Source organism: Enterobacter sp. DTU_2021_1002640_1_SI_PRY_ASU_LCPMC_013, assembly GCF_032389435.1.
GTDB lineage: Bacteria > Pseudomonadota > Gammaproteobacteria > Enterobacterales > Enterobacteriaceae > Enterobacter > Enterobacter hormaechei_C.
Map to the genome: position 1 here is coordinate 2,130,188 of NZ_CP135594.1, position 15,533 is coordinate 2,145,720.

The 15,533-nt window shown below is 57.0% G+C and carries 10 protein-coding genes; 5 read left to right on the forward strand and 5 right to left on the reverse strand.

What is annotated here, in order from left to right; genetic code table 11:
• Positions 1 to 70: 70 nt before the first annotated feature.
• The gene (gene hrpA, locus RS584_RS10220; RefSeq protein WP_315749631.1) at positions 71 to 3,973 is read left to right on the forward strand and encodes an ATP-dependent RNA helicase HrpA; all 3,903 of its coding nucleotides are present in this window, start codon (positions 71 to 73) and stop codon (positions 3,971 to 3,973) included.
• A gap of 186 nt (positions 3,974 to 4,159) precedes the next feature.
• On the opposite strand, the gene RS584_RS10225 is transcribed toward hrpA, so the two are convergent.
• From RS584_RS10225 to RS584_RS10235, 3 genes are read right to left on the reverse strand one after another with little or no spacing between them, the layout of a single operon-like run.
• On the reverse strand, positions 4,160 to 5,539 hold the full coding sequence (locus tag RS584_RS10225) for an efflux transporter outer membrane subunit (protein WP_193041947.1): 1,380 nt from the start codon (positions 5,537 to 5,539) through the stop codon (positions 4,160 to 4,162).
• On the reverse strand, positions 5,536 to 6,618 hold the full coding sequence (locus RS584_RS10230) for an HlyD family secretion protein (RefSeq protein WP_017693458.1): 1,083 nt from the start codon (positions 6,616 to 6,618) through the stop codon (positions 5,536 to 5,538). The genes RS584_RS10225 and RS584_RS10230 overlap by 4 nt, the downstream gene beginning before the upstream one ends.
• Positions 6,619 to 6,640: 22 nt before the next feature.
• Positions 6,641 to 8,293, reverse strand: a complete 1,653-nt coding sequence (locus tag RS584_RS10235) for an MFS transporter (RefSeq protein ID WP_017384496.1) — start codon at positions 8,291 to 8,293, stop codon at positions 6,641 to 6,643.
• Positions 8,294 to 8,507: 214 nt separating this feature from the next.
• On the opposite strand from RS584_RS10235, the gene RS584_RS10240 reads away from it, so the two are divergent.
• The 3 genes from RS584_RS10240 to cybB all read left to right on the forward strand — a co-directional run bounded on the left by RS584_RS10240 (position 8,508) and on the right by cybB (position 11,558).
• Positions 8,508 to 9,302: a YdcF family protein gene (locus RS584_RS10240; RefSeq protein ID WP_017384495.1), complete on the forward strand. Its 795-nt coding sequence runs from the start codon at positions 8,508 to 8,510 to the stop codon at positions 9,300 to 9,302.
• Between the two features lie 198 nt (positions 9,303 to 9,500).
• The gene (gene aldA / locus RS584_RS10245) at positions 9,501 to 10,940 is read left to right on the forward strand and encodes an aldehyde dehydrogenase (protein WP_023296575.1); all 1,440 of its coding nucleotides are present in this window, start codon (positions 9,501 to 9,503) and stop codon (positions 10,938 to 10,940) included.
• 87 nt (positions 10,941 to 11,027) lie between these two features.
• The gene (gene cybB / locus RS584_RS10250; RefSeq protein ID WP_015570570.1) at positions 11,028 to 11,558 is read left to right on the forward strand and encodes a cytochrome b561; all 531 of its coding nucleotides are present in this window, start codon (positions 11,028 to 11,030) and stop codon (positions 11,556 to 11,558) included.
• A gap of 41 nt (positions 11,559 to 11,599) precedes the next feature.
• Here cybB and RS584_RS10255 read toward each other — a convergent pair whose 3' ends face one another.
• A complete protein-coding gene (locus tag RS584_RS10255) occupies positions 11,600 to 12,667 on the reverse strand; it encodes an oxidoreductase (RefSeq protein ID WP_315749635.1) in 1,068 nt (355 codons plus the stop codon).
• 13 nt (positions 12,668 to 12,680) lie between these two features.
• A complete protein-coding gene (locus RS584_RS10260) occupies positions 12,681 to 13,424 on the reverse strand; it encodes a DeoR/GlpR family DNA-binding transcription regulator (RefSeq protein ID WP_315749637.1) in 744 nt (247 codons plus the stop codon).
• A gap of 732 nt (positions 13,425 to 14,156) precedes the next feature.
• Here RS584_RS10260 and RS584_RS10265 point away from each other — a divergent pair.
• Entirely contained in the window at positions 14,157 to 15,494 is a 1,338-nt protein-coding gene (locus RS584_RS10265; protein ID WP_023303703.1) for a TolC family outer membrane protein, read from the forward strand.
• Positions 15,495 to 15,533 lie beyond the last annotated feature (39 nt).

Here is a 15,533-nt window from a genome sequence, read left to right on the forward strand (position 1 = left end):
CGCTGATGTGGTACTCTATACCAATCATTAAAAAGAGATTTTATCCGGCAGTGCACTGCCCGTTAACGCTATGACAGAACACCAAAAATTGACCTTCCCGATGCTGATGCAAAAGCTTGATTCGCTGATGCTGCGCGATAAACAGCGGTTTGCGCGCCGTCTGCACGGCGTTAAGAAGGTTAAAAATCCTGATGCACAACAGGCCATTTACCAGGAGATGGCCAACGAGATTGAACAGGCGGCAGGGAAAGTTGTGCTGCGTGAAGCCGCACGTCCGGAGATTACCTATCCGGAAAATCTGCCCGTCAGCCAGAAGAAACAGGACATTCTTGAGGCCGTACGCGACCACCAGGTGGTGATCGTCGCGGGGGAAACCGGTTCAGGTAAAACCACTCAGCTGCCGAAAATCTGCATGGAGCTGGGCCGCGGGGTGAAAGGGCTGATCGGTCACACCCAGCCGCGTCGTCTGGCGGCGCGCACCGTGGCGAACCGTATTGCGGAAGAGCTGCAAACGGAGCCGGGCGGCTGCATCGGCTACAAGGTGCGATTCAGCGACCACGTCAGCGATAACACCATGGTTAAGCTGATGACCGACGGTATCCTGCTGGCGGAAATCCAGCAGGATCGTCTGCTGATGCAGTACGACACCATCATCATCGATGAAGCGCACGAGCGCAGCCTGAACATCGACTTCCTGCTCGGCTACCTGAAAGAGCTGCTGCCCCGGCGTCCGGATCTGAAAATCATCATCACCTCCGCGACCATCGACCCGGAGCGCTTCTCAAAACATTTCAACAATGCGCCGATTATCGAGGTGTCAGGACGCACGTATCCGGTGGAAGTGCGCTATCGCCCGATTGTGGAAGAGGCGGACGATACCGAGCGCGACCAGCTTCAGGCCATCTTTGATGCCGTCGACGAGCTGGGCAACGAGAGTTCTGGCGACATTCTGATCTTCATGAGCGGCGAGCGCGAGATCCGCGATACCGCCGATGCGCTCAGCAAGCGCGATCTGCGCCATACCGAGATCCTGCCGCTGTACGCGCGCCTGTCGAACAGCGAGCAGAACCGCGTGTTCCAGCCGCACAGCGGGCGCCGCATCGTGCTGGCGACCAACGTGGCCGAAACTTCGCTGACCGTACCGGGCATTAAATACGTGATCGACCCGGGTACGGCGCGCATCAGCCGCTACAGCTACCGCACCAAAGTTCAGCGCCTGCCGATTGAGCCGGTTTCCCAGGCGTCGGCTAATCAGCGTAAGGGCCGCTGCGGCCGCGTGTCGGAAGGGATCTGTATTCGTCTCTATTCGGAAGACGATTTCCTGTCGCGCCCGGAGTTTACCGATCCGGAGATCCTGCGGACCAACCTGGCATCCGTTATCCTGCAAATGACCGCGCTGGGGCTGGGCGATATCGCCGCCTTCCCGTTTGTGGAAGCGCCGGATAAGCGCAATATTCAGGACGGGGTGCGGTTGCTGGAAGAGCTGGGGGCCATCACCACCGACGAACAGGCGACGGCCTACAAGCTAACGCCATTGGGCCGCCAGCTTAGCCAGTTGCCGGTCGACCCGCGTCTGGCGCGCATGGTGCTGGAGGCGCAAAAACACGGCTGCGTGCGCGAGGCGATGATCATCACCTCGGCGCTCTCCATTCAGGATCCGCGCGAGCGTCCGATGGATAAGCAGCAGGCGTCGGATGAAAAACACCGTCGCTTCCACGATAAAGAGTCCGATTTCCTCGCCTTTGTGAACCTGTGGAACTACCTTGGCGAGCAGCAAAAAGCGCTCTCCTCGAACCAGTTCCGCCGTCAGTGCCGGGTGGATTTCCTCAACTATCTGCGCGTACGCGAGTGGCAGGATATCTACACCCAGCTGCGCCAGGTGGTGAAAGAGCTGGGTATCCCGGTGAACAGTGAACCGGCGGAGTACCGCGAAATTCATATCGCCCTGTTGACCGGCCTGCTGTCCCATATCGGGATGAAGGATGCGGATAAGCAGGAATATACCGGCGCACGCAACGCGCGTTTCTCCATCTTCCCGGGCTCCGGTTTGTTTAAGAAACCGCCGAAGTGGACCATGGTCGCCGAGCTGGTGGAAACCAGCCGTCTGTGGGGGCGTATCGCCGCGCGTATCGATCCGGAGTGGGTTGAACCGGTGGCGCAGCACCTGCTGAAACGCTCATACAGCGAGCCGCACTGGGAGCGCGGGCAGGGCGCGGTGATGGCGACGGAAAAAGTCACCGTCTTCGGCCTGCCGGTGGTGGCCGCGCGTAAGGTTAACTATAGCCAGATCGATCCGGCGTTGAGTCGCGAGCTGTTTATCCGCCACGCGCTGGTGGAAGGCGACTGGCAGACGCGTCATGCGTTCTTCCGCGAAAACCTGAAGCTGCGCGCCGAGGTGGAAGAGCTTGAGCACAAGTCCCGCCGTCGCGACATTCTGGTGGACGACGAGACGCTGTTTGAGTTTTACGATCAGCGCATCAGTCACGATGTGATCTCGGCGCGCCATTTCGACAGCTGGTGGAAGAAAACCAGCAAAGAGGCCCCGGACCTGCTCAACTTCGAAAAAAGCATGCTGATCAAAGAGGGCGCGGAGTCGGTCAGCAAACTCGATTACCCGAACTTCTGGCATCAGGGCAACCTCAAGCTGCGTCTGACCTATCAGTTTGAGCCGGGCGCGGATGCCGATGGTGTGACGGTGCACATTCCGCTGCCGCTGTTAAACCAGGTGGAAGAGAGCGGGTTTGAGTGGCAGATCCCCGGCCTGCGCCGCGAGCTGGTCATTGCGTTAATCAAATCCCTGCCTAAACCGGTGCGGCGTAACTTTGTGCCGGCGCCGAACTACGCCGAAGCGTTTTTAGGCCGCGTCACGCCGCTGGAGCTGCCGCTGCTGGACGCCCTGGAGCGTGAGTTCCGCCGCATGACCGGAACCACCATCGACCGCGACGACTGGAACTGGGATCAGGTGCCCGATCACCTGAAAATCACATTCCGCGTGGTGGACGATAAAAACAAAAAACTGCTCGAAGGCCGTTCTCTGACGGAGCTGAAAGAGGCGCTGAAAGGTAAAGTCCAGGAGACGCTCTCTGCGGTGGCCGATGACGGCATTGAGCAGAGCGGGCTGCACATCTGGAGCTTTGGTCAGCTCCCGGAAAGCTACGAGCAGAAGCGCGGGAACTACAGGGTGAAAGCCTGGCCCGCGCTGGTGGATGAGCGCGACAGCGTGGCGATTAAGCTCTTTGACAATCCGCAGGAGCAACAGCAGATGATGTGGCGCGGGCTGCGTCGACTGCTTCTGCTTAACATCCCGTCGCCGATTAAGTATCTGCACGAGAAGCTGCCGAACAAAGCCAAGCTGGGGCTTTACTTTAACCCATACGGCAAGGTGCTTGACCTGATCGACGACTGCATCTCCTGCGGTGTGGATAAGCTGATCCACGAGGCGGGGGGGCCGGTCTGGACGGAAGAGGCCTTTGCTCAGCTTCATGAAAAGGTGCGCGCGGAGCTGAACGACACCGTGGTCGAGATTGCCAAACAGGTCGAGCAGATCCTCACCGCCGTGTTCAATATCAACAAGCGCCTGAAGGGGCGGGTAGATATGACCATGGCCCTGGGTCTGTCGGACGTCAAGGCGCAGATGGCGGGGCTAGTGTATCGCGGCTTTGTCACCGGCAATGGCTTTAAGCGTCTGGGCGATACGCTGCGTTATTTGCAGGCGATAGAGAAGCGTCTGGAGAAAATGGCGGTCGATCCGCATCGCGATCGTGCGCAGATGCTGAAAGTCGAAAACGTGCAGCAGGCGTGGCAGCAGTGGCTCAACAAACTGCCGCCGGCGCGTCGCGATGATGACGACGTGCGGGAGATCCGCTGGATGATCGAGGAGCTGCGCGTCAGCTTCTTCGCTCAGCAGCTGGGAACGCCGTATCCCATTTCGGATAAGCGTATCTTGCAGGCGATGGAGCAGATTTCCGGCTAAAACCGTTGCCCGGTGGCGCTGCGCTTACCGGGCCTACGGGAGAACATGTTGGCCGGGTAAGGCGTAGCCGCCACACGGCTTTTTATCGATTCTCGGGGTAAAACCGTTGCCCGGTGGCGCTGCGCTTACCGGGCCTACGGGCGAATATGTAGGCCGGGTAAGGCGTAGCCGCCACCCGGCATGTTTTCACGCACTGCTCCAACCGCCGCCCAGCGCTTTATACAAATCAATTTGCGCCAGCAGCAGGTTGTTTTTCACCTGTACCACGCTGGTCTGCACCGAGAACAGCGTGCGCTGCGCATCGAGCTCATCCAGATAAGAAGAGTACCCGTTGCGGTAGCGGTTTTGCGCAATCCGCAGCGTCTCCTGCGCGACCGTCTGCTGTGCCAGCAGCTCGGTAAGCTGTTCCTGATAGCGGGTGATGGCATCAAGGCTGTCATTCACCTCAGCAAACGCGTTACGCACGGTTTTTTCGTAGCTATACAGCGCCTGATTCCGCTGGGACTGAGAGATATCTACCTGCGCATTCAGCGCCTGACGGTTCAGCAGCGGCGCAAGAATACTGCCGCCCACGCTCCAGAGCTGTAGCGGGTTATCCAGCAAACCCGACAGCGTGCGATCCTGTACCGATCCCGTGGCCGTGAGGTTGATCGACGGCAGCAGGCTGGCGCGCGATGCCGCCAGCGTCGCGTCCGCCGCAATCAGCTGACGTTCAGCCTGGACGATATCCGGGCGTCGGCTCAGTAGCGTCGACGGCAGCTGGGAGGGCAGTTTCAGCGGCGTCAGGGCATCAAAGCTTTCACCGCGCGCAACGTCACCCGGGTTGCTGCCCAGCAGCAGGCTAAGCGCATTCTCCTGCTGCGCAATCTGGTGCTGAAGCAGTGGAACCTGGGCGCGGGTGGCGCGCAGCTCAGAATCCGATTGCATCAGCTCAAGGCGAGAACTGTATCCCGTCTCAAACTGTCGCTTGGCGAGGTTGAACGCCTCTTCACGCGACTTCAGCGTGGACTGGGTGACGCGAAGCTGTTCGTCCAGCGACAGCAGGGTGACGTACCCGGAGGCCACCGAGGATGCGACGGTAAGATCAGCCGCCGCGGCCGCCGCCTTTTGTGCCTCCAGCGACGCTTCAGCGGCACGGGAGGTGCTGCGGTTTACGCCCCAGATATCCACGTCGTAGCTGGCGGTCAGGCTGCCTTTGTACAACGTACCGTATACCGGAAGCCCCGTGGCGGCGGACTGCGAGCGCGCGCGCGTCCCGGTCACGCCCGCGTCAAGCGACGGGAACAGGCTGCCGTCAGCGGCGTACACCCGGGCCTGGTACTCGTTAATCCGCTCGCGGGCAATCAGCACGTCGCTGTTATTCTTCAGCGCCTGGTCCACATAGCGATTCAGATTGCTGTCGTGAAAATTTCGCCACCAGAGCTGCTCTGTCGGGCTGGCTGGCCCCGACGTCGCGCGCCACTGGGCCGGTATGTGCAGGGACGATTTGGCGGGCTCAACGTCTACCGACTGGCATCCCGCCAGGATAGTCATTATCAGCAGGCCGGCTATCGGGCGAAGCGTCATTGTTTCGCCTCCCGCGTGTCGATGGTCACCTGCACCGACATGCCAGGACGCAGCAGCCGGTACGCCTCCGGCTCACCGAGTACCTCAATGCGTACTGGGATGCGCTGGGCGATTTTAACAAAGTTGCCCGTGGCGTTGTCCGGGGTGATAGCGCTGAACTCGACCCCTGTGGCCGGGGATATGCTCTCTACGCGGCCCTGATAGGCTTTATCGTTTAAGGCATCGACGGTGAATTTCACCGGCTGTCCGACGCGTAAATTCGCCAGCTGCGTCTCTTTGATATTGGCGATCACCCAGTGCTGCGGCGGGACCAGCGTGGTAAGGTGCGTCCCGGCGGTGACGTACGCCCCCAGACGCACCGCAATCTGCCCGAGCTGACCGTCACGCGGCGCGACAATCCGGGTGTTTTGCAGATCGATTTGCGCCAGCTCCAGCGCGGCTTTCGCATTCTCAACGTCCGCTTCCAGCGAACCGCGATTGACGATGACCGTTTGTAAATCCTGGCGCGACATCTCAAGCGTTGCTTTCGCCTGGTCGATATCGGCGCTCCCCTGGGCGGCACTGGCCAGCGCCGAATCGCGCTCGCGAATGGAGAGGGAGCCGTCCGCGGTCAGCTCTTTCACGCGTTTCAAATCCGCCTGGGTTTTCAGACTTTGGGCACGGGCGTTTTTCAGCGCCGCCTCGTTTTTGGCAATCACCGCTTCCGCGCTTTTGCGCTGTTGCAGGTTGTTATTCAGGGCTGCAATTTTCATTGCCAGCTGCGCCTCGGCCTGATGGACGCGCTGGCGATAGATGCGGTCATCTATCTGCAACAGCAGCTCGCCTTTTTTAACCTGCGCGAAATCCTGAACATGGACCTCGGTAATGTAGCCGTTTACCTGGGGACTGATGAACGTGGTCTGGCCGCGCACGTAGGCGTTATCGGTAAACTGGGCATGACGCGTGAACGGGGGCAGCTGCCAGGCATAAAGGATCACCAGTACCCCGACAATGCCGATAGCCGCGGCGGTGAAAATGGAAACGACGCGCACATTTTTGCGGGTGTTGGCCTGCTCTTTGGCGGCATCCTGCTGACTCATAACTTCTCCTGAAAAATAGTTATTACTTGTTGCCAGTGGCGTTCTTAAGGGCCATACGGGCGGTGATGCGCAGACGCAGCAAGCGCCATAAAATCCAGACCAGCGTGGCAGTGGCAATGCTCGCCGTCAGGAGATAAGTATCGTTGTAAGCCAGAATATTCGCCTCAAGCGTCGTCACCGACTGAAGCTGAGTTATGGCCTGGGTTCCCAGCAGGGAACTGTCGCCTACCAGGCTTTTGTACATCTGGGTGTAAAGCTGTATGCGTTCGTTCACCAGCGGGTTAAGGGTGGTGAGCTGGTCAGCCAGCAGGCTGGAATGGTACTTCTCGCGCCAGGTCTGGAAGGTGCCGAGGATCGCGGAACCCAGCAGGCCCCCAAGGTTCTGACTCATGCCAAACATCACGGAAAAGCTGACCAGATTGCGCGGATCGGCGATCACCCCGCCAATGGCGGCCAGCATCGCAGGCGCAAGGAAGAACGCGCTGCCGAAGCCCAGCAGGAACTGGCTGAATATAAGCTGATCCGGCCGGGTCAGGTTGTTGGACTGGCTGTCCAGCAGCGAGGCAACGATCATCAGCGCCAGCGAGGTGATAATCGGCCAGGCCAGTTTAGTGGGCTTAATCGTCAGACAGCTGGTGACGATACCGCAGACGATCCCGGCGAAAATAGCCCACGCCAGATGGGTCATCTGTTCATTCTGTAGGCCCACATATTGCAGCCAGCCGATGACGCCCGTGTTCTGCTCCGCCAGTACGATGCGGATCAGCAGCATAATCAGCCCCAGGCGTACGATGCTGCCGCTGGAGAGCCAACGGGTATTAAGCAGCGGGTTGTTGCGGTTATGTTCAAACACGATCGCGGAGACAATCAGCACCAGCGAGAGAGCCAGCGCCCAGCCGATCCACGGCGCTTCAAACCACCAGTCCAGACGCCCTAACGACAGAACCGCGCACAGCAGCGCCATGCCGGGCGCAAGCAAAAAGAAGGTGATGAAATCTTTCTTCTCGAAGACCTTGCGTCGATCGCCCGGCGGCAGCTTGAGCGCCATCACGCAGGCCAGGGAGATCAGGGCCAGACCCAGCTCGAAGAAGTACAGCCCGCGCCACTCATCAAGCTGTAACAGCTCGGTGGAGAACAGCCGCGCCAGCGGGATCGCCAGCGACGACCCGGTTATGCCGATGGTCAGCGCCTTCAGTCGGTGCTTCGCGGGCCAGGCCTGTATCTGGTAATAAATGCCGAGCGAGCTGAGCGCGGCGGCGACCATCCCGTGTGCCGCCCGTACCATCAGCGCCGAGCTGAGATCGTTCACAAACAGGTGGAAAAAGGTGACCAGCACATACAGCACCAGGAAGCCTTCCGTAAAGGCGCGCAAACCGTACTGCTGGCGAAATTTTACCAGCAGCAGGTTGATGGAGACGTTGGTCATGACATAGACGGCGGGGAGCCAGGCGATTTCAGTCGACCAGGCGCCAAAGGTGCCTTGCAGATTTTGCAGATTGGCGGTGACGACCGCGTTACCCAGAGCCCCGGTCAGACACACCAGCAGGCCGACCACGCCATAGGCGATTCGTTTCGACGTTGGATGTTCCGGGGTGGAAGGGGAACCCAGCAGGGCGGGTTTCTCGTGTGGCTGCCACTCGCGAGGAGCATAAGGGTCGCGTTGGGGCAGGCGCATAACGGGGTTTACCTTTCAAAAAGTTGAATTGTGAGCGGGCTAATGATTCTAAGGCTGACGCAAATCATAATTCAAGTGAATACGATTTTCTCACGTTAATCAAATGTGAGTGCTTTTTGAGCACATCCCGGCCCGTTTTTTCAGCATTCATGCCATAGCATGACGCAAAGAAAGGGGGATAATCGATGGCTCTGTATGCTGTAAGGAGGTAACGATGACAATGGCACTTTTCCCCTGTCTGCCTGGCACAACCCTCGACGCCGTGAATACCGTTGGGGCGTGGCTTGCTCAGGACGACTATCAGGACAACCAGCCCGTTGATCTGGTGATTCTGGCGGGTAATGCGGTGATCCCCGCGATTGATGCTGCCTGTAAAATCGCGGCTGAACAGGGTGTTCCTCTGATCATCAGCGGCGGGATCGGTCACTCGACGACCTTCCTCTACGCCGCGATTGCGAAACACCCCCGCTATAACAGGATACCCACCACCGGACGTGCTGAGGCGGCTATTCTGGCCGACATCGCCCGTGAATTCTGGAACATTCCGGCCGAGCATCTTCACGTTGAGGATCAGTCGACCAACTGTGGCGAAAACGCCCGCTTCAGCCGGGCGTTGATGAAACAATCCGGACTGAACGCCGCCCGGGTGCTGGTGGTGCAGGACCCGACAATGCAGCGTCGCACAATGGCTACGTTTGCCCGCGTTTGCCGCGACGAGGCCGCATCGCCCGCATGGGTGAGTCATCCCGGCCTGACGCCCGTGCTGCAAAACAGCGACGACGGTCTGGTGTTTAGCGGCCCGGTCGAGGGGTTATGGCCGGTAGAGCGCTACTTGTCGCTGGTGCTGGGTGAATTTCCGCGACTCAGGGATGACATCAACGGCTACGGTCCGGCGGGACGTGATTTCATTGCCCATGTCGATATCCCTGCCGACGTGGACGCCGCGTGGCAGATCTTGCGAAACGACGTCATTCTCACCGACGCGCTGGTGAGCCGTTCCCTGCTGTGATGCTCTGCCCGTTTGCGCCATCTTTTACGCAAACGGGCATCCTGTGTTGCCGATTTGTGATTTTGGAAACGGGCTGACCCGTTTCTTTTATGAGATATCTCACAAAAACAGACTCATAGAGTAGGCAATTGCCCCGGTAATTATAGTTTTTAACATTAAGTTTACTTGTTAAAAACAGTGTGATTACAGGAGCAGGTTATGACAGTACCCGTACAACATCCTATGTATATTGATGGACAGTTTGTTGCCTGGCAGGGTGATGCATGGATTGACGTGATCAATCCGGCCACGGAAGAGGTCATTTCCCGTATTCCCGATGGCAGCGCCGAGGACGCCCGCAAGGCCATTGACGCGGCAGATCGCGCGCAGGCTGGCTGGGAGGCGCTGCCTGCTATTGAACGCGCCAGCTGGCTACGCAAAATTTCCGCCGGGATCCGCGAGCGCGTCAGTGAAATCAGCGCGCTGATTGTGGCCGAAGGCGGCAAGATCCAGCAGCTGGCGGAAGTGGAAGTGAACTTTACCGCTGACTATATCGACTATATGGCCGAGTGGGCGCGCCGTTATGAAGGGGAAATCATTCAGAGCGACCGTCCGGGCGAAAATATTCTGGTGTTTAAGCGTGCCCTGGGCGTCACCACCGGCATTCTGCCGTGGAACTTCCCCTTCTTCCTGATTGCCCGTAAGCTCGCTCCCGCGCTGCTCACCGGTAACACCATCGTTATCAAGCCGAGCGAATTTACCCCAAACAACGCCATTGCGTTTGCCAAAATCGTCGATGAGATTGGCCTGCCGAAAGGCGTCTTTAACCTTGTGCTGGGCCGGGGTGAAACCGTCGGACAGGAGCTGGCCGGGAACCCGAAAGTGGCGATGGTCAGCATGACCGGCAGCGTCGGGGCAGGTGAAAAGATCATGGCTGCGGCGGCGAAAAACATCACCAAAGTGGGGCTGGAGCTGGGCGGTAAAGCCCCGGCCATCGTGATGGACGATGCCGACCTCGAGCTGGCCGTGAAGGCCATTGTGGATTCACGCGTCATCAATACCGGACAGGTGTGTAACTGTGCGGAACGTGTCTATGTCCAGAAGGGGATCTACGACCGCTTTGTGAATCGTCTGGGCGAGGCAATGAAAGCCGTCCAGTTTGGCAATCCGGCTGAGCGAACGGATATTGCCATGGGGCCGCTGATCAACGCCGCCGCGCTGGAGCGCGTGGAGCAGAAGGTGGCGCGCGCGGTGCAGGAGGGGGCTAAAGTGGTCCTTGGCGGTAAAGCGGCAGAAGGCAAAGGGTATTTTTATCCCCCAACGCTGCTGCTGGACGTACGTCAGGATATGGCCATCATGCACGAAGAGACCTTTGGCCCGGTGCTGCCAGTGGTGGCATTCGACACCCTGGAAGAGGCGCTGAACATGGCCAACGACAGCGACTACGGTTTAACCTCGTCTGTTTATACGCAGGACCTGAACGTCGCGATGAAAGCCATTAAGGGGCTTAAGTTCGGCGAGACCTACATTAACCGTGAAAACTTTGAAGCGATGCAGGGCTTCCATGCAGGCTGGCGTAAATCCGGTATCGGCGGGGCGGATGGCAAACACGGTCTGAATGAGTATTTGCAGACGCAGGTGGTCTATTTGCAATCGTAATCAGGAGCCCCCTCCATGCGAGGGGGTTCACATTTTCAGGAAAGGTGGTTATGTTGGCGCGATAATGGTTCTTTATCGGGAAACAACATGCGCACAAAATATACGGGTCTGCAAATCAGCATTCACTGGCTGGTTTTTCTGTTAGTCATTATGGCCTATTGCGCCATGGAGTTCAGAGGGTGGTTCCCAAGAACCGATCGTCCGCTTATTAATATGATCCACGTTTCCTGCGGGATCAGCATCCTGGTGCTGATGGTGGCGCGCCTGCTTATCCGCCTCAAATTCCCGGCTCCGCCTATTCAACCGAAACCAAAAGCGATGATCACCGGGCTGTCCCATCTCGGGCATCTGGTAATCTACCTGCTGTTCATTGCGCTGCCGCTGATCGGCATGGTGATGATGTATAACCGGGGAAATGACTGGTTTGCGTTTGGCCTGACGATGCCGCATGCGGCGGAGGGGAATTTTGACCTGGTGGATACCCTAAAGGAGTGGCACGTAACGCTGGCGAATCTGGGGTACTTCGTGATTGGTTTGCACGCCTTTGCCGCGCTGATGCATCACTACTTCTGGAAGGACAACACGCTGCTGCGCATGATGCCGAAAAAGCGTCAGTAACCGATAATGCCCTGCGACCCCGCAGGGCATTTTTTTGCGGCTTATTGCAGTTGCGCGCGCTCCTGCGCCGTTAAGTCCAGTTCCTGAGTTGAACCCGTTTCCGAAGATTTTACCGCCGCTTCCAGCACCGCCATCACCGCCAGGGCTTCCACCGGATGGACCGGGTTGTCAATCTTGCCGTTCAGGGCATCGCGCACATTTATATAGTACTGCCGCTGGTCGCCTTTTGGCGCAGGGATAGCGCTGGCTTCACCCTGGGCATTAAACAGCACCATATCGTCGCTGTCTTCACCCCAGCTTTCGCTACCCGGAATGACGCCTGCCAGCAGCTGGGCTTCCTGCTGGTCGATGCGTGCTTTCACCACGCTGGCCTTATCGCCGTGGACGGTAAAGCGGGCAACGCCACCCGCCACCAGCATGCTGCAATGGAGGACCACTTTGTGTTCTGGATAATTCAGCACCACGTGCGCCCAGTCGTTAATCTCCGCGCCGTCACGCAGGGTGGCGATGTTGCCCTGTACCGACAGCGGCAGACCAAAAAGCTGTAGCGTCTGGTCAATCATGTGCGGGCCTAAGTCGAACCACAGGCCGCTGCCGGGCACGTTTTGCTCTCTCCAGCGCACGCGAACCTCCGGGCGGAAACGATCGATATGCGACTCAAAATGTTTCACCTTGCCGATACGGCCTTGCTCAATCACCTGCTTAATACCGAGAAAATCGCTATCCCAGCGGCGGTTATGGAAGACCGAGAGCAGGCGCTGTTTTTCTTGCGCAAGCGCAATCAGATCTCGCGCTTCCTGCATATCCAGCGTAAACGGCTTATCCACTACCACATGCTTGCCGGCATTGAGCGCCAGGGTGGCCAGCGGCGCATGGGTCGCGTTAGGGGAGGCGATAACCACCAGGTCGATATCCGGATGCTGAATGGCCTCTTCCGGCGTGGCGACAACGAGGACGTCCGGCAGGTCGCGTTTCACTTTCTCTTCATCCCGGGATGAGACCACCGCCAGCTTCAGGCCTTCGACGGACTGGATCAGCGGGGCATGGAACGTCTTACCTACAAAACCATACCCGATCAGCGCAATATTCATTGTCTTCACTTTATTCATGACCTTCTCCACGTTAATGCGCGCAAACGGTAACCTGCAAGGCGCTATGGTCCCCGAGCTCTGCCCAGGGACGATCTAAAAACAGTTGATGAATCTCGGATAACCCTGACACCAGATACGGTTCGCACTGGTTGAGTTTTAGATGGTCGGCGACGACCCAGTGCGCCTGGCTTGCGGCCAGCATGGCACGCTTCACTTCGGCATCCGCCTCCTGACTGGCGCTCAATCCGAGCCCGGCATGGATGGCGCATGCGCCAAGGATGGCAATATCCGCCCGGTAGCGAGAGAGCAGGGAGAGGGTGGCGCTTCCGGCAAACAGGCGTTGTTTCTGATCCCACTTTCCACCGAGCAGGATCAGGTCAATATCTTCCCGATCGCTAACCTGCTGGGCGATATCAAGAGAAGGGGTGATGATGGTCAGCGGTCCCTGTAGGAAAGAGGCAACGGCCAGCAGTGTGCTTCCGGCGTCCAGAAAAAGCGTCGAGCCCGCAGGCACGCATTGCGCAACCTGTTTACCCAGCCGCTGCTTAATTTGAGGGAGCAAGCTATTCCTGCTTACTCGGGTCATCGTCGAGAGATTTAGCGCGATGGCGCCGCCATGGTTTTTTTGTGCCAGTCCCTGTTTTTCCAGGTCGGTCAGATCGCGACGGATGGTGTCCGCCGAAACCTGCAATCGCTCTGCCAGCTCGGTAATGCTGGCCTGGCCTTGCTCAGTAATGATATCAAGCACATATTTCTGTCTGGCGGTTTTATGCATGGGGCAGTATCCTGCAAAATGTCGCAATTAATCGCAGTTTACAGCATTTGGCAGGAAAGGGAATCGCGACAGGTGCGGGATGTTATCCAAAAACAGTTTAATGATGTGATTATTGATATCGCATTAATCAGTCATCAAAAACATGTATGTATCTTTTAGGCATGTTGTTATCGCTATGTTTTACTTGAAAATTTGGCTTAAGTTGCCGAATTATTGGCTCTAATTGGAATTCTAAACTAATTTGTAATTAAAAATGAGTGCATATAACTATGATTTGTTGTTTTGAAAGTAAAGTAATTCAATTTTATTCGGTGTGTTACTTAAGTTGACATTTCTTTGAAAATCTTTGTGTCTGATTCGGGGTGAAATTAACGCAAAAATGTACACCGGGGCATTTTAGAATTTTCTTTATATTACAGGGGGTTTATTTGTTTCATCTTAAAGGCCTTTTATAACGTTTTGTCCAGAAACCCCATCTTTTTTCTTATTTGTAACACCGCATTAACATTGCGGGTGTGGTTGCTCATATCACATTTTGTTATGCTGCGAATCAATAAATATTTAAGTAAATTCTTAAAAGAAAAAAAGAGATTGAACGGCTCTCAACTCAATTGAAATGAGCTTGGGGAACTATTACCCAAATTAATCGAGAAGAGGTGAGGGATTTCTGAAGAATTATTTGTACCTCTTCCTGGGTATTTATTTGGCTATCACCTGGAGTCGGGGGATATTATGAAGATGAAATGCAATAACAGGTTGCTCAGATTATCTGTCTCCCTGACCTTAATTTCGCTGGTGGTGACTGCGGCTAATGCAAATAACGGCCAGGCGGGGATATCTCCCGTTGCGGCAATGACGATGAAAGAAAGTATTCTTTTCGCTCTCGATCGCGACCCCTCGGTGAGCCAGCAGGCAGCGCAGCTGGGGATCGGCCAGGCACAAATAGACGAAGCGCGCAGTGGCTGGATGCCACAAATAGCCTTGAACGGGAGTACAGGTCATAGCCAGACCACCGATTCAAGCGGCTCGTTGCGAAATTCCGCAGCCTGGGGCCTGAGCCTGACGCAGCTGGTGTACGATTTTGGCAAGACCAATAACAGCATCAGCCAGTCTTCAGCTCAGCGTGACAGCTATCGCTACCAGCTGATGAGCACGATGTCTGCCGTCGCGGAAAAAACGGCCCTCAGCTATGTGGAAGTAAAACGCTACAGCGATCTGTTGCAGGCGGCAAAAGAGAACGTGCAGGCGCTTAAAAACGTTGAACAGCTGGCAAAACTCCGCGCCGATGCTGGCGTAAGCTCCACCTCTGATGAGCTTCAGACCCGCACCCGTATCGCCGGGATGCAGGCGACGGTAGAGCAGTATAATGCGTCTCTGAACAGCGCCCGTGCGCGGCTGGCGGTATTAACTGGCATACAGGCTGAACGCTATTCACCGGTTCCGGGAGGTCTGGCCGTGGAACCTGATTCTCTCAATCGGATTGATTATTCACTGATCCCAACGGTGATGGCCGCGCAGAACATGGAGCGTTCAGCCCAGTACGGCGTAGAAACCGCCAGGTCTCAGCACTGGCCGACCTTAAGCCTGAAAGGGGGCCGCACCCGCTATGAGTCTGATAATCGCGCGTACTGGGATGATCAGATCCAGCTCAATATTGACGCACCGCTTTATCAGGGCGGCGCGGTCTCGGCGCGCGTCCGTCAGGCCGAGGGCGCAAGGGCAATGGCATCGTCCCAGGTCGATCAGGCCCGTTTTGATGTCCTGCAAAAAGCCTCCGTCGCACAGGCCGACTGGACCGGGGCGCGTGGACGAATGGAAGCCGGGAAACGTCAGCTGGAAAATGCGTTGCGCGCCCGCGATGTCTACAAAAATGAATATACCCTGAGCAAGCGCAGCATTAACGATCTGCTCAGCGTGGAGCAGGATGTCTGGTCTGCCACCTCAGCGAAAATAATGGCTGAATACGATGGCTGGAGTGCGGCGATTAATTACGCCTCTGCGGTGGATAATCTCTTGCCGCTTATCGGAATAGAGAAAAACGCTGCCGCGAAATTACCTGATTTAAGTTAAAAAAAGGCGCGCCTTTCTGCGCGAAATAAGTCAGACAAT

What these genes read in the sequence shown, in the direction of transcription:
- RS584_RS10260 (WP_315749637.1), bottom strand. Translation starts at nt 13,424, where the DNA reads ATGCATAAAACCGCCAGACAGAAATATGTGCTTGATATCATTACTGAG.
- RS584_RS10235 (WP_017384496.1), bottom strand. Translation starts at nt 8,293, where the DNA reads ATGCGCCTGCCCCAACGCGACCCTTATGCTCCTCGCGAGTGGCAGCCA.
- cybB (WP_015570570.1), top strand. Translation starts at nt 11,028, where the DNA reads ATGCGCACAAAATATACGGGTCTGCAAATCAGCATTCACTGGCTGGTT.
- hrpA (WP_315749631.1), top strand. Translation starts at nt 71, where the DNA reads ATGACAGAACACCAAAAATTGACCTTCCCGATGCTGATGCAAAAGCTT.
- aldA (WP_023296575.1), top strand. Translation starts at nt 9,501, where the DNA reads ATGACAGTACCCGTACAACATCCTATGTATATTGATGGACAGTTTGTT.
- RS584_RS10255 (WP_315749635.1), bottom strand. Translation starts at nt 12,667, where the DNA reads ATGAATAAAGTGAAGACAATGAATATTGCGCTGATCGGGTATGGTTTT.
- RS584_RS10265 (WP_023303703.1), top strand. Translation starts at nt 14,157, where the DNA reads ATGAAGATGAAATGCAATAACAGGTTGCTCAGATTATCTGTCTCCCTG.
- RS584_RS10240 (WP_017384495.1), top strand. Translation starts at nt 8,508, where the DNA reads ATGACAATGGCACTTTTCCCCTGTCTGCCTGGCACAACCCTCGACGCC.
- RS584_RS10230 (WP_017693458.1), bottom strand. Translation starts at nt 6,618, where the DNA reads ATGAGTCAGCAGGATGCCGCCAAAGAGCAGGCCAACACCCGCAAAAAT.
- RS584_RS10225 (WP_193041947.1), bottom strand. Translation starts at nt 5,539, where the DNA reads ATGACGCTTCGCCCGATAGCCGGCCTGCTGATAATGACTATCCTGGCG.